General features: G+C 70.4%; 25 protein-coding genes. 14 read left to right on the top strand and 11 right to left on the bottom strand.

The window, feature by feature from the left end:
• The first annotated feature begins 23 nt into the window (after nucleotides 1-23).
• Nucleotides 24-347, top strand: a complete 324-nt coding sequence (locus ACESMY_RS16575; protein WP_372785719.1) for a DUF1476 domain-containing protein — start codon at nucleotides 24-26, stop codon at nucleotides 345-347.
• 4 nt (nucleotides 348-351) lie between these two features.
• On the opposite strand, the gene ACESMY_RS16570 is transcribed toward ACESMY_RS16575, so the two are convergent.
• From ACESMY_RS16570 to ACESMY_RS16555, 4 genes are all read right to left on the bottom strand, one after another.
• Nucleotides 352-669, bottom strand: a complete 318-nt coding sequence (locus ACESMY_RS16570; protein WP_372785749.1) for an MmcQ/YjbR family DNA-binding protein — start codon at nucleotides 667-669, stop codon at nucleotides 352-354.
• 8 nt (nucleotides 670-677) lie between these two features.
• Nucleotides 678-2,021 carry an adenylosuccinate lyase gene (gene purB / locus ACESMY_RS16565; RefSeq protein WP_372785718.1) on the bottom strand — a complete coding sequence of 448 codons (1,344 nt, stop codon included), beginning with the start codon at nucleotides 2,019-2,021 and terminating at the stop codon, nucleotides 678-680.
• A gap of 202 nt (nucleotides 2,022-2,223) precedes the next feature.
• On the bottom strand, nucleotides 2,224-3,759 hold the full coding sequence (locus ACESMY_RS16560) for a spinster family MFS transporter (RefSeq protein ID WP_372785717.1): 1,536 nt from the start codon (nucleotides 3,757-3,759) through the stop codon (nucleotides 2,224-2,226).
• 115 nt (nucleotides 3,760-3,874) lie between these two features.
• Entirely contained in the window at nucleotides 3,875-4,369 is a 495-nt protein-coding gene (locus ACESMY_RS16555; RefSeq protein ID WP_372785716.1) for a hypothetical protein, read from the bottom strand.
• Between the two features lie 238 nt (nucleotides 4,370-4,607).
• Here ACESMY_RS16555 and ACESMY_RS16550 point away from each other — a divergent pair, with 238 nt between their 5' ends.
• From ACESMY_RS16550 to ACESMY_RS16540, 3 genes are all read left to right on the top strand, one after another.
• Nucleotides 4,608-5,234 carry a glutathione S-transferase family protein gene (locus ACESMY_RS16550; RefSeq protein ID WP_372785715.1) on the top strand — a complete coding sequence of 209 codons (627 nt, stop codon included), beginning with the start codon at nucleotides 4,608-4,610 and terminating at the stop codon, nucleotides 5,232-5,234.
• Between the two features lie 158 nt (nucleotides 5,235-5,392).
• Nucleotides 5,393-6,874 carry an ATP-binding protein gene (locus ACESMY_RS16545; RefSeq protein ID WP_372785714.1) on the top strand — a complete coding sequence of 494 codons (1,482 nt, stop codon included), beginning with the start codon at nucleotides 5,393-5,395 and terminating at the stop codon, nucleotides 6,872-6,874.
• A 13-nt stretch (nucleotides 6,875-6,887) separates the two neighbouring features.
• The gene (locus ACESMY_RS16540; protein ID WP_372785713.1) at nucleotides 6,888-7,583 is read left to right on the top strand and encodes a response regulator; all 696 of its coding nucleotides are present in this window, start codon (nucleotides 6,888-6,890) and stop codon (nucleotides 7,581-7,583) included.
• Nucleotides 7,584-7,592: 9 nt separating this feature from the next.
• On the opposite strand, the gene ACESMY_RS16535 is transcribed toward ACESMY_RS16540, so the two are convergent.
• Entirely contained in the window at nucleotides 7,593-7,970 is a 378-nt protein-coding gene (locus tag ACESMY_RS16535) for a hypothetical protein (protein WP_372785712.1), read from the bottom strand.
• 48 nt (nucleotides 7,971-8,018) lie between these two features.
• Between ACESMY_RS16535 and lepB the strand changes: the two genes are divergently transcribed.
• Nucleotides 8,019-8,795, top strand: coding sequence for a signal peptidase I (gene lepB / locus ACESMY_RS16530; protein WP_372785711.1), 777 nt, complete (start codon nucleotides 8,019-8,021; stop codon nucleotides 8,793-8,795).
• Here the strand turns inward: lepB and ACESMY_RS16525 are convergent, their stop codons facing one another.
• Together ACESMY_RS16525 and ACESMY_RS16520 are read right to left on the bottom strand one after the other, a co-directional pair.
• Complete coding sequence (locus tag ACESMY_RS16525) at nucleotides 8,796-9,212, bottom strand: hypothetical protein (protein WP_372785710.1); 417 nt, start codon at nucleotides 9,210-9,212, stop codon at nucleotides 8,796-8,798.
• A 93-nt stretch (nucleotides 9,213-9,305) separates the two neighbouring features.
• On the bottom strand, nucleotides 9,306-9,938 hold the full coding sequence (locus tag ACESMY_RS16520) for an ankyrin repeat domain-containing protein (RefSeq protein ID WP_372785709.1): 633 nt from the start codon (nucleotides 9,936-9,938) through the stop codon (nucleotides 9,306-9,308).
• 164 nt (nucleotides 9,939-10,102) lie between these two features.
• Here ACESMY_RS16520 and ACESMY_RS16515 point away from each other — a divergent pair, with 164 nt between their 5' ends.
• From ACESMY_RS16515 to ACESMY_RS16500, 4 genes are all read left to right on the top strand, one after another.
• Nucleotides 10,103-10,237 (top strand): hypothetical protein, encoded by a 135-nt coding sequence (locus tag ACESMY_RS16515; protein ID WP_372785708.1) that lies wholly within the window; start codon nucleotides 10,103-10,105, stop codon nucleotides 10,235-10,237.
• Nucleotides 10,238-10,571: 334 nt separating this feature from the next.
• A complete protein-coding gene (locus ACESMY_RS16510; RefSeq protein ID WP_372785707.1) occupies nucleotides 10,572-11,357 on the top strand; it encodes a glycosyltransferase family 2 protein in 786 nt (261 codons plus the stop codon).
• 7 nt (nucleotides 11,358-11,364) lie between these two features.
• On the top strand, nucleotides 11,365-12,135 hold the full coding sequence (locus ACESMY_RS16505; RefSeq protein WP_372785706.1) for a polysaccharide deacetylase: 771 nt from the start codon (nucleotides 11,365-11,367) through the stop codon (nucleotides 12,133-12,135).
• Nucleotides 12,136-12,167: 32 nt separating this feature from the next.
• Nucleotides 12,168-13,157 (top strand): sensor histidine kinase, encoded by a 990-nt coding sequence (locus ACESMY_RS16500; protein ID WP_372785705.1) that lies wholly within the window; start codon nucleotides 12,168-12,170, stop codon nucleotides 13,155-13,157.
• Here ACESMY_RS16500 and ACESMY_RS16495 read toward each other — a convergent pair.
• The 3 genes from ACESMY_RS16495 to ACESMY_RS16485 form a co-directional block, all read right to left on the bottom strand.
• A complete protein-coding gene (locus ACESMY_RS16495) occupies nucleotides 13,154-13,516 on the bottom strand; it encodes a helix-turn-helix domain-containing protein (protein WP_372785704.1) in 363 nt (120 codons plus the stop codon). The two genes, ACESMY_RS16500 and ACESMY_RS16495, sit on opposite strands and share 4 nt — an antisense overlap.
• A 34-nt stretch (nucleotides 13,517-13,550) precedes the next feature.
• The gene (locus ACESMY_RS16490) at nucleotides 13,551-13,868 is read right to left on the bottom strand and encodes a PEPxxWA-CTERM sorting domain-containing protein (protein ID WP_372785703.1); all 318 of its coding nucleotides are present in this window, start codon (nucleotides 13,866-13,868) and stop codon (nucleotides 13,551-13,553) included.
• Nucleotides 13,869-14,044: 176 nt separating this feature from the next.
• On the bottom strand, nucleotides 14,045-14,929 hold the full coding sequence (locus tag ACESMY_RS16485; protein WP_372785702.1) for a helix-turn-helix domain-containing protein: 885 nt from the start codon (nucleotides 14,927-14,929) through the stop codon (nucleotides 14,045-14,047).
• Nucleotides 14,930-15,034: 105 nt separating this feature from the next.
• Here ACESMY_RS16485 and ACESMY_RS16480 point away from each other — a divergent pair, with 105 nt between their 5' ends.
• From ACESMY_RS16480 to ACESMY_RS16460, 5 genes are all read left to right on the top strand, one after another.
• Nucleotides 15,035-15,853, top strand: a complete 819-nt coding sequence (locus tag ACESMY_RS16480) for an SDR family NAD(P)-dependent oxidoreductase (RefSeq protein WP_372785701.1) — start codon at nucleotides 15,035-15,037, stop codon at nucleotides 15,851-15,853.
• 2 nt (nucleotides 15,854-15,855) lie between these two features.
• The gene (locus ACESMY_RS16475) at nucleotides 15,856-17,490 is read left to right on the top strand and encodes a GMC oxidoreductase (protein WP_372785700.1); all 1,635 of its coding nucleotides are present in this window, start codon (nucleotides 15,856-15,858) and stop codon (nucleotides 17,488-17,490) included.
• 141 nt (nucleotides 17,491-17,631) lie between these two features.
• Nucleotides 17,632-19,536: a TonB-dependent receptor plug domain-containing protein gene (locus tag ACESMY_RS16470; protein ID WP_372785699.1), complete on the top strand. Its 1,905-nt coding sequence runs from the start codon at nucleotides 17,632-17,634 to the stop codon at nucleotides 19,534-19,536.
• Nucleotides 19,537-19,556: 20 nt separating this feature from the next.
• The gene (locus ACESMY_RS16465) at nucleotides 19,557-20,120 is read left to right on the top strand and encodes a YfiR family protein (RefSeq protein ID WP_372785698.1); all 564 of its coding nucleotides are present in this window, start codon (nucleotides 19,557-19,559) and stop codon (nucleotides 20,118-20,120) included.
• Nucleotides 20,117-21,865 (top strand): response regulator, encoded by a 1,749-nt coding sequence (locus ACESMY_RS16460; protein ID WP_372785697.1) that lies wholly within the window; start codon nucleotides 20,117-20,119, stop codon nucleotides 21,863-21,865. The genes ACESMY_RS16465 and ACESMY_RS16460 overlap by 4 nt, the downstream gene beginning before the upstream one ends.
• Before the next feature lie 164 nt (nucleotides 21,866-22,029).
• Here the strand turns inward: ACESMY_RS16460 and ACESMY_RS16455 are convergent, their stop codons facing one another.
• Entirely contained in the window at nucleotides 22,030-22,848 is an 819-nt protein-coding gene (locus ACESMY_RS16455; RefSeq protein ID WP_372785696.1) for a glycosyltransferase, read from the bottom strand.
• Between the last annotated feature and the right edge of the window lie 23 nt (nucleotides 22,849-22,871).

Here is a 22,871-nt window from a genome sequence, read left to right as displayed (position 1 = left end):
TTCGTGCCACATTTGGGGACCACATGACGACCTTTGACGACCGTGAACGTGGTTTCGAGAAGCGTTTCGCGCTCGATCAAGAGCAGGAATTCAAGGCTTCGGCGCGGCGCAACCGCGCGCTGGGCGAGTGGGCGGCCGGCCTGATGGGCCTGGCGGACAAGCACATCGCCGAATACGCCCAGGCAGTCGTGAAGTCCGACTTCGAGCAGCCCGGCGAAGACGATGTGCTGCGCAAGGTGTTCGAAGACCTCAAGGGCGCCGGCGTCTCGGTGACCGAAGGCGACGTGCGCATGAAGATGGCTGAACTCCTGGCCCAGGCCCGGGAAGGCGTCCGCGAGGGCAAGTAAGCCTTCAGGTCTTCGCCGTTTCGAGCCCCTTTGCCGCCTCAACTATTGGACGGCTGATCTTCTTCGGGACGATACTGGACCAGGCTTCGAGCACGAGGTCGGCCAATTCGGTGTCGTCCAGGCGGTCGAGCTCGACATAGCTCCAGTAGCCCGTCCCCACCCGGCACTTCGAAAACGTCTCCGGCCGCACCTCGAACAGCAACTCCTGATGCGCCTTGTCGAGCTTCAGGATGGTGCGGTCGCGCCAGTGGAGCGCGAACGATTTCTTGCCCACGTTGAACCAGGGGTCGCCCTTGTAGGTGACCTCGTGGGCGCCCGGCAGGGCGAGGCTCAGGCGGCGGAGATCGTCGACGGTCGCGATGCCTTCTGCTCCTCCTGCTCGCCGAACACCCGCGCGAAGATGCGATCGACGGCCTTGAAATGGTAGCCGAGGTCGAAAAGCTCGGCGAGCTCGGCGTCGGAGAGGGTGACCTCTGGGTCGGCCTTCAGGAAGTCCAGGAAGTCGCCTTCGCCGCGCCAGACCCGCATGGCGTTGCGTTGGACCGCGGCGTAGGAGGCCTCGCGAGACATGCCTTTCTGGGTGAGCGCCAGCAGCACGCGCTGCGAATGCACTAGGCCGCCCAGCCGGTTCAGGTTCTTCAGCATATTCTCGGGGTAGATCACCAGGCGTTCGACGACGCCGGCCAGCCTGCGGAGCGCGAAGTCGAGGTGCACCGTGGCGTCCGGGGCGATGCCGCGCTCGACGGAGGAGTGGCTGATGTCGCGCTCGTGCCAGAGGGTGACGTTCTCCAGCGCCGGGATCACGGCCGAGCGGACCAGGCGGGCGAGGCCGGTCAGGTTCTCGGTGAGGATCGGGTTGCGCTTGTGCGGCATGGCGCTCGACCCCTTCTGGCCGACCTCGAAGGGCTCCTCGGCCTCCAGCACCTCGGTGCGCTGCAGGTGGCGGATCTCGGTGGCCAGCCGCTCGACGGAGGAGGCGACCACGGCCAGCGCCGCGAAATAGGCCGCGTGACGGTCGCGGGGGATCACCTGGGTCGAGACCGGCTCGACGGCCAGGCCCAGCTTCCCGGCGACGTACTCCTCCACCTTGGGATCGATGTGGGCGAAGGTGCCGATGGCCCCGGAGATGGCGCAGGTGGCGATCTCGAACTTAGCCATGGCCAGCCGCTCCTTGGCGCGGACGAACTCGGCGTAGTGGCCGGCGAGCTTAAGGCCGAAGGTGGTCGGCTCGGCGTGGATGGCGTGGCTGCGGCCGACGGTCGGCGTCAGGCGGTGCTCGTAGGCCCGGCGCTTCAGCGCGGCCAGCACCAGGTCGACGTCTTCCAGCAAAAGGTCGGTGGCGCGGCAGAGCTGCACGGCCAGCGCCGTGTCGTTGACGTCCGACGAGGTCATCCCCTGGTGCAGGAACCGCGCCTCGGGCCCCACGACCTCGGTCACATGGGTCAGGAAGGCGATGACGTCGTGCTTCACCTCGCGCTCGATCTCGTCGATGCGGTCGGGGTCCCAGACCGCGTCGCGGCCCTTCTCCCAGATCACGCGGGCGGCCTCCTTGGGGATCACCCCCAGCTCGGCCATGGCGTCAGCCGCGTGGGCCTCGATCTCGAACATGATCTTGAAGCGCGTCTGGGGGCTCCAGATCGCGGCGGCTTCCTTGCGGGCGTAACGGGGGATCATGTCGCCCCCTATGCGGGCGGGCTCTCTCCGGAGTCAAATTTTGAGGCGAAAAACCGAGGACCCACGGCGAGGCCCGCGCAGCGGGCGCCGTCAAGATTGACCACGGAAAACACGGAAAGGGCACGGAAGAAAGAGCGCCGGCGCTCTCCGTGTCCTTCCGTGGTTTGAAAGACTGAGCCTCCGCCACCGCGGAGGCCCGAGGTCAGTCGCCCTCGCCGCGGTCGGCGCGGGCCTTGGCGAGCGCTTCCTTCAGGCCGAAGGCGGCCAGCAGGTAGTGGAACGCGCCCCAGAGGCTGAAGGCGTAGGAGACGATCACGCCCTGGCGGGTGCCGAGCACCAGCGCCGTGCTGCAGGCCGCCTTCGCCGCCGCGCCGGCCGTGGCCAGCGCCTTGCCGCCCGGGCAGGCCGCCTGGAACGAACCCGTAGGCGCGCTGAAGAACCCGCCGATCGCCTCCCAGAGCGAGGTCGCGCCCGTATTCGCGAAGTGGAAGGCCGCGAAGTGGTCGATAGCCCAGCCGGCGAAGGTGGGGCCGAGACCCAGGCCGATCAGGTTCAGGAAGAAGAACAGGATCGCCGTCGCGGTCGCCCGCCGGCGGGTCGGCGCCATGTTCTGAACCACCCCGAAGGTGGGGCCGAGATAGACGTAGGAGAACAGCCCGGGCAGCACCAGCAGCGCGGCCGCGACCTGCCAGGTCCCGGCCGTATAGACCGCCACGATGATCGGATAGGCCACGGCGACGCCGATCGCCGGGACCAGCGCGTACCAGCGCGGGTGGAAGCGGGCCAGCCGGTCGGTGAGGTAGCCGCCGGTCAGGGTTCCGATCCCCTGGCCGATCCCGGCCACCAGGCCGGTGATCAGCCCCACGGTGCCGTAGGTCAGGTGGAAGGTGCGGATGAAATAGGGCGGCGCGAACTGGCCGCCGGCGTAGCCCGCGAAGGAGACCAGGGTCACCCCCAGCACCATGTTGACCACCGGCCACTTGCCGAACAGCGTGCCGATCACTGCCCCGATCTCGCGCATCTCCGCCCCGAAGCTGGCGGCGGGTTTGGCCGGCTCGTCGGGCGCGACATCCTCCACCAGCCCCGGCCGCGAGGCGGGTTCGGAATGCCCGCGCGGCGGCTCCTTGATCAAGAGCCTGATGGCCACGGCCACCGCCACGCCCGGCAGGCCGACCAGCATGAACGCCGTGCGCCAGGTGAAGTGGTCGAGGATCTGGCCGCCGATCACCGCCCCCAGCATCGAGCCGAGCGGGATGCCGAAGGAATAGACCGCGAGCGCCGAGGCGCGTTTCTTGGGCTCGAAATAGTCGCTGATCAGCGAGTGCGACGGTGGCGAGAGCCCGGCCTCGCCCACCCCCACCCCAAAGCGGAAGGCGGCCAGCATGGCGAAGTTGGCCGCCAGCCCGCAGAGCCCGGTGAACACCGACCAGATGACGATGGCGCCGGCGATGATGTTGACCCGGGAAAACCGCTCGGCGAACCGCGCGATCGGTATGCCCAGGAAGGTGTAGAGCAGCGCGAAATAGAGCCCGCCCAGCAGGCCCAGCTTGGTGTCGGAGATCTTCAGATCTTCTTTGATCGCCTGGCCGATGGTGGCGATGATCGTGCGGTCGATGAAGTTGAAGGTGTAGGCCGTGACCAGCAGCGCCAGGACCAGGCGCTTGTAGTTGTCCGAATAGACCGGCCGGGCCGGCGCGGACGACCCCGCGCGCGCGGAGTTGGCGGGTGTTGCGGTCATGGCCTGGCGTCGTCCCTATCTCGCGCCCGCTGGCCGGGCGGCGGTGTTTGGGGCGAGGTTAGCGGGGGGAGGGGTGGGGGGATAGACCCATGTCGGCGCGGCGAGCCCGCTCCCCTCACGGCACCGGCGCGGCGGCCAGGTAGTTGTTCCGTTTATCGATGTCGCCGACGGCGCTCATGATGAAGGCGCTGCAGGTTTGGGGGTAGTTGGGGGCCGCCGTCGAGTTGGTGGTGGCGATGGTCACCGTGCGGCGGACCGTGGGGCCTTGCGGGAGCTGGCCCAGGTCGCAGGTCGCCGACGCGGTGAAGCCGCCCAGCGCGGGGCCGGCGACACAGTGGCCGGGGCCGCCGGCGACCTTCATGGCGAGGATCTTCTGCACCTGCAGGGGCAGGAGCACGATCACCCTGGTCTGGCGGGAATCGTCGTCGTTCTGGTTGTTGATCACCGCGGTGCAGGTGAAGGCCTTGGGGGTCTTGGCGCCGGTGACCGAGACGATGTTGACGTCGGCCGAGCTGACGGCCTGGGCGCGGGCGGGACCGGCGTGGGCGAGGATGAGGCCCGCGGCGAGCGGGGCGGCTGCGAGGATAAGCTGGGAGACGAGGGTACGCATGAGGGAGCACTCCCTTTGGTTGCGATACCTGAGGTTGCGCCCGTTGCGCACAGAAGTCACTACCTGGGGTAGTTCCCGCCTTCGGGGGAAGGGCGGGGTCGTTGCTGACGCCGGCTCGCCATTTTCGCATTTCCCGGCCCGGCTCTAACGACCGCTTAGGCAAGGTCCCGTATTTAGGGCGTTGAGGGCAGCGGGCCGGGCGGGGTATCGCCTGTCCCGCTCATGCTATGGAGACCCTATGGAACTGGTGATCGGCACCAAGGCTTGGTCCACCTGGTCGCTTCGGCCGTGGCTCGTCCTGAAACGGACGGGCGAGCCGTTCAAGGAGACCCTGGTGGAGCTGCGCCAGGAGAACGGCGCCTCGGAGGCCGCGATCCTCGTCCATTCGCCGACCGGCCTGGTGCCGGCGCTGAAGGACGGCGACGTGGCGATCTCGGATTCGCTGGCGATCTGCGAATATCTGGCCGAGCGGTTCCCGAACCTGGACCTGTGGCCCAAGGACACCTGGACGCGGGCCTATGCGCGGGCGGCGGCGGCGGAAATGCACGCGGGCTTCGCCTCGCTGCGCGGCGAATGCCCGATGGATCTTTCCATGTGGCCCAAGGCCCGCGCGCTGTCGGACGCCACGCACAAGGACATCCGACGGATCGTCAAACTGTGGACCGGCCTGCTGACCAAGTTCGGCGGCCCCTACCTGGGCGGAGAGACCTGGGGGATCGTCGACGCCTTCTACACCCCCGTGGCGACCCGGTTCCGCACCTATGGCGTCAAGCTGTCGGACTTCGGCGACCGCGGCGCCGCGGCCCGCTACGCCGAGCGGGTGATGGAAGAGCCGGAGTTCAAGGCCTGGCTCGAGGGCATCTGACGGCCGGCCGCGTCCTGCCGGCTCGCGGCGGACGGAGCGCGTCATAAGGTCCGCATAGTTGGCGCGGGCTCGGCCGCGGGCCAGTCTGGCCTTGCCAGCGGCATGGATTGCCGCCGAATGGGGCTCCGCAGTCCGTGAACCTCCGCGAGCCCCCTTTCTTGCCACGCCTTTTGCCATCGCCGTCGGACTGGATCGCGCGGCTGAGCACGCCCGGGCGCTATGCGGTGGGGCTGGGCATGGTGGCGCTGTCCTGGGGGGCGGCGGAGCTGCTGCACCTGTGGACCGGCTCGCCCCGGCTCGGCGGACCGTTCCTGGTCGGCGTGCTGGTCACCTCCTACCTGGTGGGCTCGGGCCCCGGATACCTGGCCGCGATCGTCTCCTTCGTGGTCTACAACGTGCTGCTCGCCAATACCCGCTACAGCCTGGCGTCCTACACGCCCGAGGATGTGCTGGTGCTGCTGACCTTCCCGACGGTGGCGCTCCTGATGGGCAACCTGACGGGCCGCGTGCGCGATGAGGCCAAGCGCGCCGAGGCCCGGGCGCTGGCCACCGCCGTGCTCTTCGAGGGCACGCGAGAATTCTCGATCTCCGACGACCCGGCGCTGATCCGCGCCCGGCTGGCCGACCACCTGGCCGCCGCCGCGCAGGGCCGGGCCTTCGTCATGGCCGGCGAGGCGCTCTATTCGGCGGGCGGCGAGGCCCCGGCGCCGATGGTGCTGAGCGCCGCGCGCGCCCTGGCGCTGGAAGAGGGCGCCGAGCTTCGCACCATCGAGGCGGCCGGCTGGCGGGTGCGGCGGATGACCGGCGGCGGCGCGGCCGGCTGGCGCGCCGATCCGCCGCTCGGCCCCGACGAGGAGAGCCTCCTGCAGATCCTGGCCGACGCCGGGGCCGCGGCCACCGCGCGCGCCCAGCTGGCGGTCGCCAAGGCCGAGGCCGAGGCCCGCGGCCGCACCGAGGACCTGCGGAACGCTCTGCTCTCGTCGATCAGCCACGACCTCAGGACGCCGCTCGCCGCCGTGCTGGCCTCGGCGAGTTCGCTGCAGGAGTTTGGCGACAAGTTCGACGCCAAGACCCGCCGCGACCTGACCGCGACCATCCAGGAGGAGGCCGAGCGGCTGAACGCCTTCGTGACCAACCTGCTGAACATGACCCGGCTGGAATCCGGCGCGCTGGACGCCCAGAACGCCACCTTCGACCTGGCCGAGGTGGTCGATCGCACGCGGCGGCGCTTCGAGCGGCTGCGAGGGCAGCGGCGGATCGTCTGTGCGCTCGGCGAGGACGCCGGGGTGGCGCTGGGGGACCCGGTGCTGTTCGAGGTGGCCCTGGCCAATGTGCTGGAAAACGCGGTCCGCTACAGCCCTGACGGCGGGGAGATCGCGCTGTCGAGCTTCCAGCGCGACGGCGAGGTGGTGGTGCAGGTGACCGACGAAGGGCCGGGCGTCACCGCCGGCGAGCTGCCCCGGCTGTTCGAGAAATTCTACCGCGGCTCGGCCGCCAAGCGGACGCCGGGCACCGGATTGGGGCTCTCCATCGTCCGCGGCGTCATGCAGGGCATGGGGGGCCAGGCCAGCGCGGCCTTGCGGCCGGACGCGCCGAGTGGGCTGGTGTTGTCGCTGATCCTGCCCGCGGCGAAGGCATGACGAAAGGTACTGAATGAGTGGGGCTTTGGGCCGGCTGCTGATCGTCGACGACGAGCCGCAGATCGTGCGCGCGCTGACGCCGGCGCTGGCCGCGGCGGGGTTCAGCGTCACGGCGGCGGAGAACGGCGAGGCGGCGCTGGGCCAGCTGGCCGGCGAGCCCAGCGAGGTGGTGATCCTCGACCTCGGCCTGCCGGACATGGACGGCAAGGAAGTGATCCAGCGTATCCGCGAATGGTCCGACGCCCCGATCATCGTGCTTTCGGCGCGCGACCTGGAGAGCGAGAAGATCGCCGCGCTGGACCTGGGGGCCGACGACTTCGTCAACAAGCCGGTGGGCGTGGGCGAGCTGCTGGCGCGGATCCGGGCGGTGATGCGCGGGCGCGAGCGCCGGTTCTCCGCCCAGCCGAAGTTCCAGTTCGGCGAGCTGGAGATCAACTTCCCGGCCCGTCGGGTGATGATCGCGGGTGAGGAGGTGCGGCTGACGCCGCGCGAATACCAGCTGCTGCGCATCCTGGCGGGCCACGCGGGCCAGGTGGTCACCCACCGCCAGATCATCCTGGCGGTCTGGGGCACGGAGACCAACGCCGACGCCCAGTTCGTGCGCGTGCTGATGGCGCAGCTTCGCCAGAAGCTCGAGGCCAATCCGGCGAGCCCGGAGCTGCTGATGACCGAGCCCGGTATCGGCTACCGCCTGAGCTGCGACGACTAGCGGGGCGGCTCAGGGCTCGTTCGAGGGCCGGTCAGGCTGCCCGCGGTGCGGCTTGCAGGCGGCCACGACGACGAATTCACCGGGGATCGCATAGCCGTCGGCCCCCTTCCACGCGCCAATCGCCTCGAGGTAGCGCGCCTTGGCCCGCACCCGGGTCTCCGCGGCGAACCGCGCCCAGGCCATGGCGACCGGGCCTCCGACGAAGGCGGCCTCGCAGGCTTGATCGCCATGCGCGGCCGAGCGGCAGCGGACATTGAACGACGGCGAGCGCCGCCGGGGTCTTCTGGCGCGCGGCGGGCGGGCCGGACGCCTAGAGACCTGTCCGGACAGATCGGCGCGGTGTCCCGACAGGATGGCGGTTGAGCCGCTCGGCCGGGGGGTGGACACCGGTGATGTGGGACGCCTTGGTCCCGCGCTGCAGCGAGACGAGGCGTCATGGCGGCTGAACACACCGGCGAGCCCGCGGCGGACACCGTCGCCCGCGAGGCGGTGGAGATCGCCAAGACACTGGCCGCGGCGCTGGCGATCGCGCTGGTGCTGCGGGTGGGGGTCTTCCAGCCCTACACGATCCCCTCGTCGTCGATGGAGCCGGGCCTGGTGACCGGCGACTATATCGTGGTGTCGAAGTGGTCCTACGGCTGGAGCCGGGCCTCGGTCCCCTTCAACCTGCCGGTGATCCCGATGATCGGAGGCCACCGGCTCTTCGGCCGCGATCCTGAGCGCGGGGACGTGGTGGTCTTCCGCCTGCCGCGCGAGCCGGACGTCGCCTACGTCAAGCGGCTGATCGGCCTGCCGGGCGACCGGGTGCAAGTGGTGGGCGGCGAGGTGCGGGTGAACGGCCGCGCGATCCCGCGCCAGTTCGCCGGCCTGGCCGAGGACCACGACGCTCCCGGGCGGATCGTGCCGCGGGTCGTGGAGACCGCGCCGAACGGCAAGCGCTATGTGACCTTCGGCGGCTCGCGGGACGGGGACGGCGACAACACCGACGTCTATCTGGTGCCGGCCGGGCGCTACTTCATGATGGGCGACAACCGCGACAACTCGCTGGACAGCCGCTGGCCGATGGAAGTGGGCGTGGGCCTGGTGCCGGCGGAGAACCTGGTCGGCCGGGCCGAGGCGATCGGCGTGTCGTGGCGGGCCGGCGCTTCGGTCTTCAAGCCCTGGACCTGGCTAAACCTCGACCTCAGCCGGGTCTTCCGGCGGATAAACTAGTCACCGTCCGGGCGCGGCCTCGTAGCGGGCGCGGAACTCGGCGAAGCTGACCTTGCCGTCGTGGTCGCTGTCGAGGCGGGCGAACTCGGCCAGGCTGATGGCCTGGTCGCCGTTGAGGTCGAGGCGGTCGAATTCGGCGCGCAGGCTCGGCCGGGCGAGCGAGGGCAGGGCGACGGCGCCGAGCGCGGCTGCGATCAGGGCGCCGGCGATCAGATGCCGCGAACGACGGCCCGCGGCGCGCGGCGGCTCGTGGCCCTGCAGGCGACCGTCGATATAGCCGCGAAGCGCCTCGCTGGCCGACTGGCCCCGGTCGCGGCAGCTGGCCATGAAGGCCAGCTTGGTCGGATAGGGCAGGCGGATTTCGAGCGTCTCGCTCTTCTTCAGGCGGGGGCCCTTGGCGAAGGGTTGGGTGGACATGGCGCCTCGCGATGGCTGGCTGCGCAGGATCTGGGAGGCTGAACCAAGCGCAAATCGCGTGCCGGTGACAGCAAAAACCTGTCCGGACAGGCCCTAGGACGCCGCCCCGTGGCGCTCCAGCAACCGGACGATCTCCGCCTGCTGCGCCTTGGCGTCGGGCGAGCCGGCGCCGCCGCGGCCGCTCTGCCGGGTCGCGAGCAACATCGGCGTCGAGCCGTTTCCGTTGGCCCGCCGCGCATCCGCCCCACCCGCCAGCAAGGCGCTCACCGCCGCTGCGCATCGCGTGCGCACGGCGCGGTGCAGCGGGGTCACGCCGCTTCGGTCGACGGCGTTGGGATCGGCGCCCGCTTCGAGCAGGACCGCGACGGTGGCGGCCTGGGCGCCGGCGTCCCACCGCGGCGAGCCCGGCAGGCCGTCGGCGGCATAGTGCAGCGGCTCCGCGCCTCGCCGATTTCGCGCGCGGACGTCGGCGCCGAGGCTGAGAAGCCTGCGCGCCACCTCCGGCCTGTGGGCGGCGGCGCAGACATGCAGGGCTGTGTCGCCCGCATAGACATAGTGTCCGATCGCATCGAGATGGTGCGGCTTCGCATCCAGCCGTGTCGCGCCGACCTCGACGCGCCCCTGCGCCAGGGCCGGGAGGGCGGCCAGCAGCCGGTAGACCGAAGCGTCGTCATCGGAAGCGATGGCCTTCAGCAGATCGCCGAAGGCGGCATGGTCCGAGGTCATCCCGTTCCGTCCCGTGGCCCGTGAAAGCGCGCGCCCGAACTGTACGGCGGGCGCGGCCGGGACGTCAGCCCCAGAGCGCCGTTGGGAAACAAATCCAACTTCGGACGCTTTTCAGGTCGTTCTAGGGACGCTCAAGGCGGCCGCTTCGGCCCGGCAAGGTGTGGATGGATCCCAGCGGACTCCTCAACGGACTGGCGCAGGCCACGGGCTGGGTCATCGCGCACGCCCAGCTGGTGGCCGGCGTCCTTGTCGCACTGATCATCGCGGCCTTTCTGTTCACCCGCCGCGGCTCGAACTGAACGCCGCACGCCGGCAAGCTGAGCCGTAGGTCATCCACTGTTCACGGGTGGTGGCGCATAAAGGTCCAGCAGCGGCGGTCTATGACGAGCCAATCGACCGCCACTACCCCTTCCCCGAGGAGGCGGTGGCCGCCGCAGCAATCTCCCGCCGGTCCGGGGCGGGTGCGCTGCGAGGCAGCCGCAACGCCCAGTTGAAACCCTGGCGCAACACAAAGCTAACCAAGCAAATCCTTATAAAATCAGCATAAATCGAATCGCGACAATGCGACACGGTTCCGCTTGTTTGCTGAGGTGACATGGGCGCGGGAACGTCATCCGTTCGTAAGGGGACGAGATGGCCAAGCTGTCGGCGGTGCTTTGCGTACACAATGAAGAACGGCGCCTGGGCCCCTGCCTGGAGGCGCTGAAGTTCGCCGATGAGATCGTCCTGGTGCTGGACCGCTGCACCGACCGGACGCGCGCGATCGGCGAGGCGCACGGGGCGGTGATGGTCAGCGGGGTTTTCCCGCTGGAAGGCCCGCGCCGCGCGGCCGGCGTCGCGGCGGCCTCGGGCGATTGGATCCTGGAAGTGGACGCTGACGAGATCGTGGGCGCCGACCTGGCCGCTGAGGTCCTGGGCGCGCTGGATGACGGCGCCTGCGCGTGGCGCAAGGTTCCCGTGGACAACTACGTCGGTGGCCGGGTGATCCGCCGGGGCTGGGGCGGGGCCTTCGGCACGACGCTCGCCGCCAGGCTCTATCGCCGGGGGACGAAGAGCTGGGGCGGCGAGCGGGTGCACCCCAAGGTGACCTTCGATGGCGCGGAGGGCCCGAAGCTCACCGCGGCGATCCGCCATCAGTTCGGCGAGAACGTCTCCGACGTATTCCGCCGGCTCGACCGCTACACCGACCTGCGCGCCCAGGACTTGCGCGAGCACGGCGGCAAGACCGGTCTGGCGGACAACGCCTGGCGCGGGCTTCGGCGGTTCTGGAAATGCTACGTGAAACGGGGCGGCTGGCGCGAAGGCGGCTGGGGCCTCCTGATCTCGCTGATGGCTGGGCTCTATCCGCTGGTCTCGGCGCTTCGGGCCGATCTGGACGCGCCCGAGGCGGAGCCGGCGGTGCTGGCCCAGGCCGCCTGAGGCCCAGGTGCAGACGCCGTCGCTGTGGCTGGAAGCCGGGCGCTGGCGCCGGGCGGGGCGAACCGCGCGGCTCTGGTGGCGCGACGACGACGCGGCCGGTCCCTCGCCACGGCTTGACCGACTGCTGGCGATCTCCCGCGAGACGAAGGTCCCGCTGACCCTCGCGGTGGTGCCGGGCGGCGACATGCCGGCGCTGGCGGCGCGGCTGGCGGATACGGCCGGGGTCGCGGTCGTCCAGCACGGCGTCGATCACCAGAACCGCCGCGCCGGGTCCGTGGCGGGAGAGTTCCCGCACGACTGGACGGAAAGCCAGGTCGAAGCCGAGCTTCGCCGCGGCTGGCGGTTGATACAGGGCCTGCCCCGCGCCCAGCGGGTGTTCGTGCCGCCTTGGAACGACATCCATCCGCGACTGCAGGCGGCGCTGCGGGCCGGTGGCTATGCGGCGTGGTCGGCGAACGGCGCGCTGGGCGGCGGCGCGCCGGCCCGGGCGGACGTCCATCTCGACCTGCTGCGCTGGCGCGGCGGGGCGCGGTTCCGGGGCCAGGGACGGCTGCTGGCGGCGCTGGCCGCGGAGATGCGCCGCCGGCGGCGGGCGGGGCTTTGGGACGCGCCGATCGGCCTTCTGACCCACCATCTGGTCCACGATGAAGCGGCCTGGGGGTTCTTGGCGGACTTCCTGCGCTGGACCTCGCGCCGGCCGGAGTTCGCCTGGGTCTCACTGACGCACCTGGTTCGCGAAAACGGTGAGCGGGGTTTCTCGCCCGTCCGCGCCTGCTAGGATTGCGGCGGGGACAGCTTTCGCGAGACCGGATGACCGAACCGCCGTCAGAACCGAGCAATGAGGCGCGCCTGGAAGCGGTGCTCGAGAGCGTCAGCGACGGCTTCTATGCGCTCGATACGGCCTGGCGCTACGTGGTCTTCAACCGCGCGGCGGAGGAGTATTTCGGGGTCCCGCGCAAGGCGATGCTGGGGCGCAACATCTGGGAGATCTTCCCGCAAGGGATCGGCACGCCGTTCGAAAGCCACTGCCGCGCGGCGATGGACAAGGGGGTCTCCACGACCTTCGAGACCCCGTCGCGGATGCGGCCGGACCGGGTGGTGGAGCTGAGGATCGTGCCGATGCGCGGCGGTGGGGTGGCGATCACGCTGACCGACGTCACCGAGCGGCGCAACGCCGACGCCCGCCAGCGGCTGCTGGTGAACGAGCTCAATCACCGGGTGAAGAACAGCCTGGCCACGGTGCAGGCGATCGCCGCCCAGAGCCTGCGCGGAGCCGATGTCTCGGACGAGGCCCGCGAGCGGTTCATGGCCCGGCTGATGGCCCTGGCGCGGGCCAACGACGTGCTGGTGGCCGAGACGTGGACGGGGGCGAGCCTGACGGCGGTGGCCGCCGAGATGGCCAAGCCGCACGGCGACCGGGAGCGGTTCACGATCGATGGCCCCGACATGCACATGGGCCCGGAGACCGCGACCGCCATGGCGCTGGGGCTGCATGAACTGGCCACCAACGCGGCCAAGTATGGCGCGCTCTCGACGGCGGAGGGGCATGTGTCGCTGACCTGGGCGGTGGACGGCGAGGGAGAGGCGAGGCGGCTGCGCCTCACCTGGCGCGAGGGCGGCGGGCCGACGGTCGCCGAACCCGAAACCCGCGGCTTCGGCAGCCGGCTGATCGAGCGGGGCCTGGCGCGCACGCTGAAGGCCGAGGTGCGGCTGGCCTATGAGCCGACCGGCGTGGTCTTCACCCTGGCGGCGCCGCTGAACGAGAGCCTCAGCGAAGGCGTGGGCGCAGCGGCCTCCTAGGCCTGGTCGTGCGTCTTCACGCGCTCGAAGAAATAGGTGATCGGCACGCCGAGCGCGCCGCCGATCCGCCAGAGCTGGACGGCCGAGACGCTGCACTGGCCGGCTTCGTACTTGTGGATCTGCTGGAAGCTGACCCCGCAGGCGTCGGCGAGGGCGCGCAGGGTCATGTCGACCAGCCGGCGGCGCCGGCGGATGGCGAAGCCGATGTCGGTCTGGATCTGCTGGGCCGCGGCCGCGGACATCCGCATGGAGCGCAAGCCGGGCGTGGCCTCCGCGACCAGGGTCGGGCGGGCCGGGGCGGACGTGGCGCCATCCTGCCAGTCGAGGATCGCGGCGGTAGAGGCTCCATTCAGGTCCATGGGATGCTCCGTAGGCTGCGCCGGGGACTTGCGGCTAGGGTTGAGGGTCGCGGCTAAGGGCCGCGGCCAGCGCGCGCCGCTGGCTGCGCAGGACGGCGCCCATTCCGCCGAAGCCGATGATCATCAGACCCCAGCTGGCGGGTTCCGGGAGGCTGCCGCCGGCGGCGTTGTGGGCGCCGCGAGCGATGTGGACCGCTGTGGCGGCCGCCGCCGGGGCGGCCTGTTCGGGCACCAGGCCCTTGGCCGTGTCGGGTCCTTTGGCGGCGTCGGGCGCGCTTGCCGGATCGGCAAAGGCCGGCGCAGCCGCCAGCATGATCCCGGCCGCGATAGCGGCAGGCACGAATAGTCGCATGACACCCACTCCCTTTATCGCCGCCTGGAGGCCCTCACCTGGGCCTCGCACCCGCCGCGCACTCTGACTTAATGCTGCACTGCGGGGAGATGCAGCAAACGGCAGGACGATGCACAAGGTTGCACGCCCCTATGACGCCGGCATGTCAGCGGCGCCTCAATTGCTGCGCTGCGGCGTCAGGCGCCTTCGCGATAGGCCGGTCCGCGGGCCAGCGACCGGGAAAGCGGCAGACGCAGCAGGAGGTCGCCGCCGATCGCGGCCTGACTCGGCCCGAAGTCGCCGGTCAGATGCTGTCGCAGGGCGTCGGAGATCGAGGCGTCGGGCGCCACGGGATCGAGGGCGGCGAACTCGGCGAAGCGCCTGTCGTCGGCTTCGGGATCGCCGGTGAGATCGCCGACGCGTTCGAAGACCATGCCGTGGGCGGTGGGCGTGCGCCCGGCGTCGAGCGCCGGCGCCAGGACCAGGCCGTCGACCACATCGGCGCGGGCGGTCCCCACCCCGTTGAACAGGCCGAACAGCACCGCGCCGCTGGTGACGTCGATGCAGATGGCGGCGATCTGGTTGCCGAACGGCAGCATCCAGCCGTCGACCACGGTGCCGCCGGTGCCGATCCGCAGGCGCAGGAGGCCGCAGGCGTCGCGGCGGATCATCCCGTGGTCGTGCACGAACCGGCCGGGCGCCAGCACATAGGGTCGCGTGGAGCGGAAGAAGCCCTCATAGGCCTCGCCGCGCAGGGCCGTGGCGGCCAGGAACTGGTCCATCTGGGCCAGCGGCAGGCCCTGCAGGGCGCCGCCGACCCCGGAAAGGCCCTCGAGATCGGCGCCGAGCAGCTCGGCGAAGGCTTGCGGGTTGCGGTCCCAGTCGAGCGCCGTGAAGCCCGGGACACGTTCGGCGATCAGGCCGGAAAGGCGCGAGAGATTGTGCGCTGACGGCTGGACGGCGCCGCTCACCCAGCGCCCGACCACCGACTTGTCGACGCCGAGGTCCGCCGCCAGCCGCGCGCGGCTCATCGACAGCACCTTCAGCACGAGTTCGAGTTTCTTGGCGAAGGGTCCGCTCATCCGTTCTCTCTCTCCCAGATGGGATAAGCCGCCGTTAATTCCGCAGAACGTGTTCTCCGGGAGGAGGGGTTTGACGAGGAGCCCGCGAACGCCGCAACTGAGGCGATGACCCTAGCACCCGCCGGCCCGCGCCCGCTTGCCCTGATCACCGGCGCCTCGGCCGGGATCGGCGCGGCCTTCGCCCGGGCCTATGCGGCGCGGGGCTATGACCTGGCGCTGTCGGCCCGGCGCGCCGACCGGCTGGAGGCGCTGGCCGCGGAGCTTTCGGCGAAGCACCTGATCGAGGCCTTCGCGGTCCCGGCGGACCTGGCGGCGTTCGAGGCGCACGCGGGTGTGCTGGCGGCGGTGGCGGCGCGGGGGCGGGTGGTCGACGCCCTGGTCAACAACGCCGGCTTCTCGGTCGCCCAGAGCTTTGTCGGCGCGCCTTGGGAGCGCCAGCGCGAGTTCCTGATGACCCTGGTCGTGAACGCCTGCGGCCTGGCCTATGGGGTGATCCCGGGCATGGTCGAGCGGGGTCGCGGCGCGATCGTCAACGTCGGCTCCATGGCCGCCTTCGCGCCGGGCGTGGCGGGTCACAGCCTCTATCCGGGCGCCAAGAGCCTGAGCGTGAAGTGGAGCCAGTCGCTGGCCGCGGAGCTGAAGGGGACGGGCGTCAAGGTGACGGTGACCTGCCCGGGCTTCACCCTGACCGAATTCGCGGAGGCCAACGGCACCAAGGCCGTGATGGACGAGGCGCCGCGCCGCTTCTTCCAGACCGCCGAGCAGGTGGTGGCGACCACGCTTGCGGCCAACGACCGCGGCAAGACGGTGGTGGTGCCCGGACTGCACAACAAAATCGCTGCAACAATGCTGCGCTATCTTCCTGAGTCGCTGCTGATCGCGATCCTGACGCGGGCCTCGGCGAAGTATCACCTGGAGGACTAGCCATGGCCCATTTCGATGTCGTGATCATCGGGTCGGGCGCGGGCGGCGGCACGCTGGCCCAGCGGCTGGCGGCGTCCGGCAAGACCATCCTGATCCTGGAGCGCGGCGAGCAGCTGCCCCGCGAGGCGGAGAACTGGAGCTCGCGGGCGGTGTTCGTGCAGCACCGCTACCGCACCCAGGAGAAATGGTACGACAAGCAGGGCAAGCCGTTCACGCCCAACACCCACTACTGGGTCGGCGGCAACACCACCTTCTACGGCGCGGCGCTGATGCGGCTGCGCGGGCGCGATTTCCAGGAGGTGCAGCACGCCGGCGGGGTCTCGCCCGCCTGGCCGCTCAGCCTGACCGACATGGCCTCCTACTACGCCGAGGCCGAGGTCCTGTGGCGCGTGCACGGCTCGCGCGGCGACGACCCGACCGAGGAGGGGAACGAGGGGCCGTACGCCTACGCCGCGGTGCATGACGACCCGGGCATCGCGCAGCTGCGGACCCACTGGCAGGAGCAGGGCTGGAAGCCGTTCTCCCTGCCGTTGGGCATCAACCTCGACCAGGCCCATCCGGTGACCTCGGCCTGCATCAAGTGCAAGACCTGCGGCGGCTATCCGTGCCTCCTGAAGGCCAAGTCGGACGCCCGCTCGATCGCCATCGAACCGATCATGGAACTGCCGAACGTCACCCTGCTGACCGGGCGCAAGGTGACGCGGCTGGAGACCGATCCGGGCGGCCGGACGGTGACCGAGGTGGTCTGCCAGACCGAGCAGGGCGAGGAGCGTTGGAGCGGCGACATCGTGGTGCTGGCGGCCGGCGCGGCGAACAGCGCCGCGGTGCTGCTGGCCTCGGCCAACGCCGCCCACCCCGACGGCCTTGCCAACAGCTCCGACCAGGTGGGGCGGAACTACATGTTCCACACCCTGACCGCGATGGTCTCGCTGACCTGCGCCCATGTGGACGTGACCTTCCCCAAGACGCTGGCCTGCAACGACTTCTACTGGGGCGAGCCGGACGGCAGCTACGACAAGCCCATGGGGCACATCCAGCTCCTGGAATACATGTCCGGCCAGACGCTGGAGGGGCAGGTCTCCGACTGGCTGCCGCCGGGGCTTGTCCCCGACGCGATCTCCGAAGGCATCGCCGAACGGATGCTGTCGATGCTGGTGATCTCCGAGGACCTGCCGCTGCCGGAGAACCGGGTGCGGGTGACCCCGGACGGGCGGATCAACCTCGACTACACCTACAACAACCTGGAGGGCCACGAGCGGCTGGTGAAGAAGCTGCACGCCTCGCTGGACGGCTTCGTCGACCACGCCCACCCGGTCTCGCAGCACCATTTCGAGATCGGCAGCCTGCTGCCGCTCTACGGCACGGCCCACCAGGCCGGCACCGTGCGGTTCGGGACCGACCCGAAGAGCTCGGTGCTGGATCCCTGGTGCAAGGCCCACGACCTCGACAACCTCTATGTGGTGGACACCTCCTTCTTCCCCTCGATCGCCTCGGTGAACCCGACCCTGACGACGGTCGCCAACGCCATGCGGGTCGGCGATCACCTGCTGGAGCGGCTGGGCCACGGCGGCCGGCCGCCGAAGGCCCGCAGCGTGGCGCGGCCCCGGTCCCACAAGAGCGCTGAAAGCCTGGCCTGAGCCGGGAACCGCAAAGCCGGCAAAGCGTTGCCGTAACGGGACGACGCGGTCGCGAGACGCCGCGCGAGGGTCTGCGCTGCCGGGGGGTCTAGCGAATTGGTGTCAGCGAAGCTCAGCGCCGTCTTGGGGATGGCGATCGGCGTGAGTCTGGCCGGCGTCAGTCTGGCCGGCGCCGCGCGCGCCGAGGACGTCGGCGCGGCCGACACCACTGTCGAGAAGCTCAAGGACCTCTCGCTGGAGGACCTGGCGAACCTGACGGTGACCTCGGTTTCCAAGCGCAGCGAACCGCTCGGCGAGGCGGCCTCGGCGATCTATGTCATCACCCACGACGACATCGCCCGGTCGGGCGCCACAAGCGTGGCGGAGATGCTGCGGCTGGCGCCCAACGTCCAGGTGACCCAGACCAGCGCCAGCGGCTATGTGATCACGGCCAGGGGCTTCAACGGCAATCCCGGCGCCCAGAGTTTTTCCAACAAGCTGCTGGTGCTGATCGACGGGCGCAGCGTCTATTCCCCGCTGTTCTCGGGCGTCTACTGGGACATGCAGGACGTGCTGCCCGAGGATGTCGAGCGGATCGAGGTGATCAGCGGCCCGGGCGCGACGCTGTGGGGCGCCAACGCGGTCAACGGCGTCATCAACATCATCACCCGCGCCACCGCCCAGACCCAGGGCGGCCTGCTGGATGCCGGGGTGGGCGATCACGGCCGCCAACTCGGCCTGCGTTACGGCGGCAAGGTTTCCGAGGACCTGACCTGGCGGATCTACGGGCGCGCCGTGGCCGACAACGGCGAGCGGACCGCGGCAGGCGCCAAGGCCGGGGACGAGTGGTCGCGCGTCCAGGGCGGTTTCCGCCTCGACTGGGCGGCGCGGCCTGCGGACATGATCACCTTCCAGGGCGACGTCTTCCGCGGCTCGGAAGACGAGCCCCCGGCGGGTGACGAGAACGTCGGCGGCCGCAACCTCCTGGCGCGCTGGAATCACACCTCGGGCTCAGGGGCGGAGCTGCAGGTGACCGCCTATTACGACCACGCCGAGCGGGCCACGGAGGGCGGCGGCGGCAAGTTCAAGGTGAACACCTACAATATCGACGCCCAGGACAGCTTCACCCTCGGCGAGCGCCAGCAGATCGTGTGGGGCGGCGGGATCCGCACCAGCCAGTACAGGATCAGCGGGACGCCGACGTTCTTCTTCAACCCCGCGTCGGCCGACCTCAACCTGGCCAACCTCTTCGCGCAGGACACCATCACGCTCGCGCCGACGGTGCGGTTGACCCTCGGGCTGAAGGTCGAGGACGACCCCTATGTGAAGCCCGAGCCCCTGCCCAACCTGCGCCTGGCCTGGTCGCCCAACGGGGCGCTGACCCTGTGGGGCGCGGTGTCGAAGGCGGTGCGTTCGCCGACCCCCTTCGACCGCGATGTGGTCGAAAAGTTGGGGCCGACGGCGCCGCCGCAACTGATCGGCGACGCAGCCTTCCAGCACGAGAAGCTGACCGCCTACGAGGCCGGCGCCCGCTTCCATCCATCGCCGCTCGCCAGCTTCTCGGTTTCGGCCTTCTACAACGACTACGATCAGCTGCGGACCATCGAGCTGTCCCCCGGCCGAACCCTGCCGCTGGTGTGGGGCAACCTGCTGGAAGGTTCGACCTATGGGCTGGAGGCCTGGGGCGAAGTCCGGGTGCAGCCGTGGTGGCGGGTGTCGGGCGGCGTCAGCACCCTGCATGAGGACCTGAGGTTCAAGGCGGGCGCGGTCGGCATCGTCGGTCCCCGGCAGGACGGGGAGGACCCGAAGGTCCAGGCGTCGCTGAAGTCCTCCATGGATCTCGGCCGGCGTTTCACGCTCGACGGGGACCTGCGCTATATCGGGGCCCTGCCGGACGGCCTCGCGCCGGCCTATACCGAGCTGAACAGCCGGCTTGGCTGGAACCTCACCGATCGCCTACAAATCTCGGTGTCGGGCCGCAATCTGTTGCACGCCCGGCATGTGGAGTACCCCGGTGGTGAGGCCATCCAACGCACTGTCACCGCCGACCTGCAATGGCGCTTCTGAACGGGCCGCGGCGGATGCCAATGCGCTCTAGGCCGGCGGGTCCGGGATGGCGCGCCGCGGCGGCCGGCCTGGCGGTCCTGATTCTCAGCGCCGTTTCGCCGGCGCAGGCCCAGGGCCCCGGCGGCCTCGAGCTGGCGGTCAAGGCGACCTATCTCTACAAGCTCGCGCCCTTCGTCAGCTGGCCGCCGACGGCCTATGCCGCGCCAAACGCGCCGCTGGTGATCTGCGTCCAGGGCCAGGATCCCTTCGGACCGCTGCTCGACCGGGCGACCAGCGGCCAGGCGGTGGGGACCCATCCGGTGGTGGTGCGCCGGCTCGCCAGGCTCGATGCCGACTCCGGCTGCCAGATCGCCTATGTCGCGGGCGGACCCGCCCAGTCGCAGGCCCAGGCCCTGGAGGCCGTGGAGGACGCCCCGGTGCTGACGGTGACCGACGAGGCGCGCGGCAAGGGCGCCAGGGGCATCGTCCACCTGCTGCTGGAGTCGGGGCGGGTGCGGTTCAGCATCGACGCGGGCAAGGCCGAGGCCGGCGGCGTGGCGATCAGCTCCAAGCTTCTGGCGCTCGCCGTGGCGGTGAAGCGATGAGCGGGCCGCGCCGTTCTCTCGCCGACCGGCGGCTGGTGAACATCGCCTGGCTGAGCGTGGCCGCACTGCTGGCAATCGGCGCGCTGCTCGCCGCGCGCGCCGAGGTCGGCTACCGCACCCAGGCCGAACGTCAGACGGAGGTGCAGGCCGACATCCTGGCCGCCAGCGTCAGCGCCGCACTCGCTTTCGACGACCGCGAGGCGATGCGCGAATATGTCGACGCGCTGCGGGTGAACCGGGCCGTGGCGGCCGCGGCGATCTACAACGCCTCGGGCCGGGCGGTGGTGGTGTTCAACCGCCGCGCCGCGCGCCCGCCGCCCGCCCACTTGCACGACCTGAGCTCGCGCTTCGCCGACCGGCACGTCACGGTGACCCGTCCGGTGGCCGAGAAAGGCCAGCGGCTTGGAGCCGTCTACCTGGAGACCCTGCCGGAGCCCTGGACCACGGTGCTCGGCCGGCACTCCGGCCTGGCGCTGCTGACGGTGCTGGCGTTCCTGCTCCTGGGCGTGGTCACCGCGGCGGCTTCGCAGCTGCAGACCCGCGCGCGGCTGTTGGCCGAGGCCAATGAGCGCCTGCGCGAGGAGATGGTCGCGCGCGGCAAGGCCGAAGAGGAGCTGCGCCAGAGCCAGAAGATGGAGGCCCTGGGCCAGCTCACCGGCGGAATCGCCCATGATTTCAACAATCTGCTGCAGATTGTTCATGGCGCGTTCGAACTGATCCTGCGGAAGCCCGAAGACGCCGCCAAGGTCGCCTCCTGGTCCGAGAACGGCATCGCCGCGGCCGAACGGGGCGCGAGCCTGACCCGGCAGCTGCTGGCCTTCTCGCGCAGCCAGAAGCTGGAGCTGCGGCCGTTCATGGTCAGCGAATTGATCGACGAAATGCGCGACCTTCTGGTCCGTACCCTGGGTCCCGACATCGAACTGGTCTTCGCGCTCGGCGAGGATCAGGCGCCGGTGATGAGCGACCGCACCCAGTTGGAGCTGGCGGTCCTCAACCTGGTGATCAACGCCCGCGACGCCATGCCGAACGGCGGCCGGCTGACCATCGCGACCGGGGTGCGCCACATCGAGGCGGCCAATCCGCTGCTGGATCCCGGCGACTATGTCGAACTGAGCGTTACCGACACCGGGGAAGGCATGCCGCCCGAAGTGATGGATCGCGCGTTCGACCCGTTCTTCACCACCAAGGGGGTCGGCAAGGGCACGGGCCTGGGGTTGAGCCAGGTCTATGGCGTCGCGCGGCAGGCCGGCGGGGCGGCGCAGATCACCAGCGCTGCGGGACTTGGCACGACCATCACCCTCTTCCTGATGCGCTCGGCCAAGGGCGCTGAGCGCGAGCGTGAGCAACGGGAGCAGGCGCCGATCCTGGCCCCGGCCGCCGGGCGCACGGTGCTGGTGGTGGACGACGAGCCGCAGGTCCGGGCGCTCACCTGCGAGACCCTCGAACTGCTGGGCTACCGGGTGCTGCAGGCCGATGGCGGCCCGGCGGCCCTGGACGTCCTGGAGCACGAGACGCCGGACCTCATGCTGTTCGACTACGCCATGCCGGGGATGAACGGGGCGGAGCTGGCCGGGATCGTCCGCGCGCTGTTCCCCGACACGCCGATCGTCTTCGCCAGCGGCCACGCCGACACCGCCGCCGTCGAGGCGGCGCTGGGCGGGCAGGCCACGATCCTGCGCAAACCGTTCAATATGGAGACCCTGGCCCAGACGATCGCGGGCCTGTTGGGCGCCGGCGAATCCTAGCAGGCGGCGCGGCCTTGCAGCCTCGCCGCCTACGGGAGAGATGAGAAGCCGTCAGGGCAGATCGGCCGCGCGTCTCGAGGGGATTGATACCGAAGCGGCCGCGAATTCGCACCCTAGGGGAATTACGGTAGGAAAATTGCCTAGGACGGATCGACGGTGTGCGCCTAGCGGCGGCCGGCGAAGCCGATCTGGGTGAGTTCGGCGGCGGGTTCTGCGATGGCGGCGGCCCGCAGCCGAACGAGCTCGCGGGCCCGGACCCCGCAGAGCACGGCGTCGAGGCCGGTCATCAGCGCGATCAGGAAGCCGAGGTCGCCTTCGCGAAGGCCCTGGCGCCAGACGTAGGAGACCCAGAACCGGCCCAGCGCGCGGCCGATGTCGCCGAAGAGGCCGCCGGTCTCGCCGGCGTCGGCCAGGTCCTGGGCGCGCAGCGCGGCCCGGCGGTCGAGGCGGGACAGCATCTGGCTGACGTCGGGATCGGCGTGGCGGACCAGGGGGGTCTCGATCTCGCCGGAGTAGCGGCCGTCGAGCACCGCGGCCGGGGCGATCCGCCCGGCTTTCCAATGCTTCACGTGGCGGCGATAGAGCCGGGGGGCCATGACGTCGCCCAGGCCCGCGCCCCAGCCGCGGCGCACCAGGGTCTCGCCGACGTAATTGTGCAGCGGCACCTCGAACCAGTCGCCGTCCGGCCGGCCATGGATGGCGGCGCGCACCTCGTAGGCGAGCTTGCCGTCGACCTGCTCGTCGGTCTCGACCTCAAGCACCCATTCGCCGAGGCAGGCGGCGACACCCGCGGCCTTGCGCTGGCTTTCGAGAGGGAAGATCCCGTCGAGCACGCGGGCCCCGAACTGGCGGGCGATCTCCTGGGAGCGGTCGGTGCAGCGGTCGGCCACGACGACGATCTCGTCGCAGAACTCCAGCCGGCGCAGGCAGTCCGCCAGACGCGCCTCGTCGTTGTGCGCGCACACCAGAGCCGAAAGCTTCACCAGCGACCCCCGTCCCGAAAACA

Origin of the sequence: Phenylobacterium sp. (assembly GCF_041691455.1) — a bacterium.
In the GTDB taxonomy this organism is placed as follows: domain Bacteria; phylum Pseudomonadota; class Alphaproteobacteria; order Caulobacterales; family Caulobacteraceae; genus Phenylobacterium.
This window is presented reverse-complemented; position numbering and strand designations above follow the sequence as displayed.

Excerpts from the sequence above, each read along its gene's own strand:
- ACESMY_RS16495 (WP_372785704.1), bottom strand. The coding sequence starts at position 13,516 with ATGGACCTGAATGGAGCCTCTACCGCCGCGATCCTCGACTGGCAGGAT.
- ACESMY_RS16560 (WP_372785717.1), bottom strand. The coding sequence starts at position 3,759 with ATGACCGCAACACCCGCCAACTCCGCGCGCGCGGGGTCGTCCGCGCCG.
- ACESMY_RS16575 (WP_372785719.1), top strand. The coding sequence starts at position 24 with ATGACGACCTTTGACGACCGTGAACGTGGTTTCGAGAAGCGTTTCGCG.
- lepB (WP_372785711.1), top strand. The coding sequence starts at position 8,019 with ATGGCGGCTGAACACACCGGCGAGCCCGCGGCGGACACCGTCGCCCGC.
- ACESMY_RS16480 (WP_372785701.1), top strand. The coding sequence starts at position 15,035 with ATGACCCTAGCACCCGCCGGCCCGCGCCCGCTTGCCCTGATCACCGGC.
- ACESMY_RS16550 (WP_372785715.1), top strand. The coding sequence starts at position 4,608 with ATGGAACTGGTGATCGGCACCAAGGCTTGGTCCACCTGGTCGCTTCGG.
- ACESMY_RS16525 (WP_372785710.1), bottom strand. The coding sequence starts at position 9,212 with ATGTCCACCCAACCCTTCGCCAAGGGCCCCCGCCTGAAGAAGAGCGAG.
- ACESMY_RS16515 (WP_372785708.1), top strand. The coding sequence starts at position 10,103 with ATGGATCCCAGCGGACTCCTCAACGGACTGGCGCAGGCCACGGGCTGG.
- purB (WP_372785718.1), bottom strand. The coding sequence starts at position 2,021 with ATGATCCCCCGTTACGCCCGCAAGGAAGCCGCCGCGATCTGGAGCCCC.
- ACESMY_RS16465 (WP_372785698.1), top strand. The coding sequence starts at position 19,557 with ATGCGCTCTAGGCCGGCGGGTCCGGGATGGCGCGCCGCGGCGGCCGGC.
- ACESMY_RS16510 (WP_372785707.1), top strand. The coding sequence starts at position 10,572 with ATGGCCAAGCTGTCGGCGGTGCTTTGCGTACACAATGAAGAACGGCGC.
- ACESMY_RS16520 (WP_372785709.1), bottom strand. The coding sequence starts at position 9,938 with ATGACCTCGGACCATGCCGCCTTCGGCGATCTGCTGAAGGCCATCGCT.
- ACESMY_RS16460 (WP_372785697.1), top strand. The coding sequence starts at position 20,117 with ATGAGCGGGCCGCGCCGTTCTCTCGCCGACCGGCGGCTGGTGAACATC.
- ACESMY_RS16555 (WP_372785716.1), bottom strand. The coding sequence starts at position 4,369 with ATGCGTACCCTCGTCTCCCAGCTTATCCTCGCAGCCGCCCCGCTCGCC.
- ACESMY_RS16485 (WP_372785702.1), bottom strand. The coding sequence starts at position 14,929 with ATGAGCGGACCCTTCGCCAAGAAACTCGAACTCGTGCTGAAGGTGCTG.
- ACESMY_RS16500 (WP_372785705.1), top strand. The coding sequence starts at position 12,168 with ATGACCGAACCGCCGTCAGAACCGAGCAATGAGGCGCGCCTGGAAGCG.
- ACESMY_RS16540 (WP_372785713.1), top strand. The coding sequence starts at position 6,888 with ATGAGTGGGGCTTTGGGCCGGCTGCTGATCGTCGACGACGAGCCGCAG.
- ACESMY_RS16475 (WP_372785700.1), top strand. The coding sequence starts at position 15,856 with ATGGCCCATTTCGATGTCGTGATCATCGGGTCGGGCGCGGGCGGCGGC.
- ACESMY_RS16490 (WP_372785703.1), bottom strand. The coding sequence starts at position 13,868 with ATGCGACTATTCGTGCCTGCCGCTATCGCGGCCGGGATCATGCTGGCG.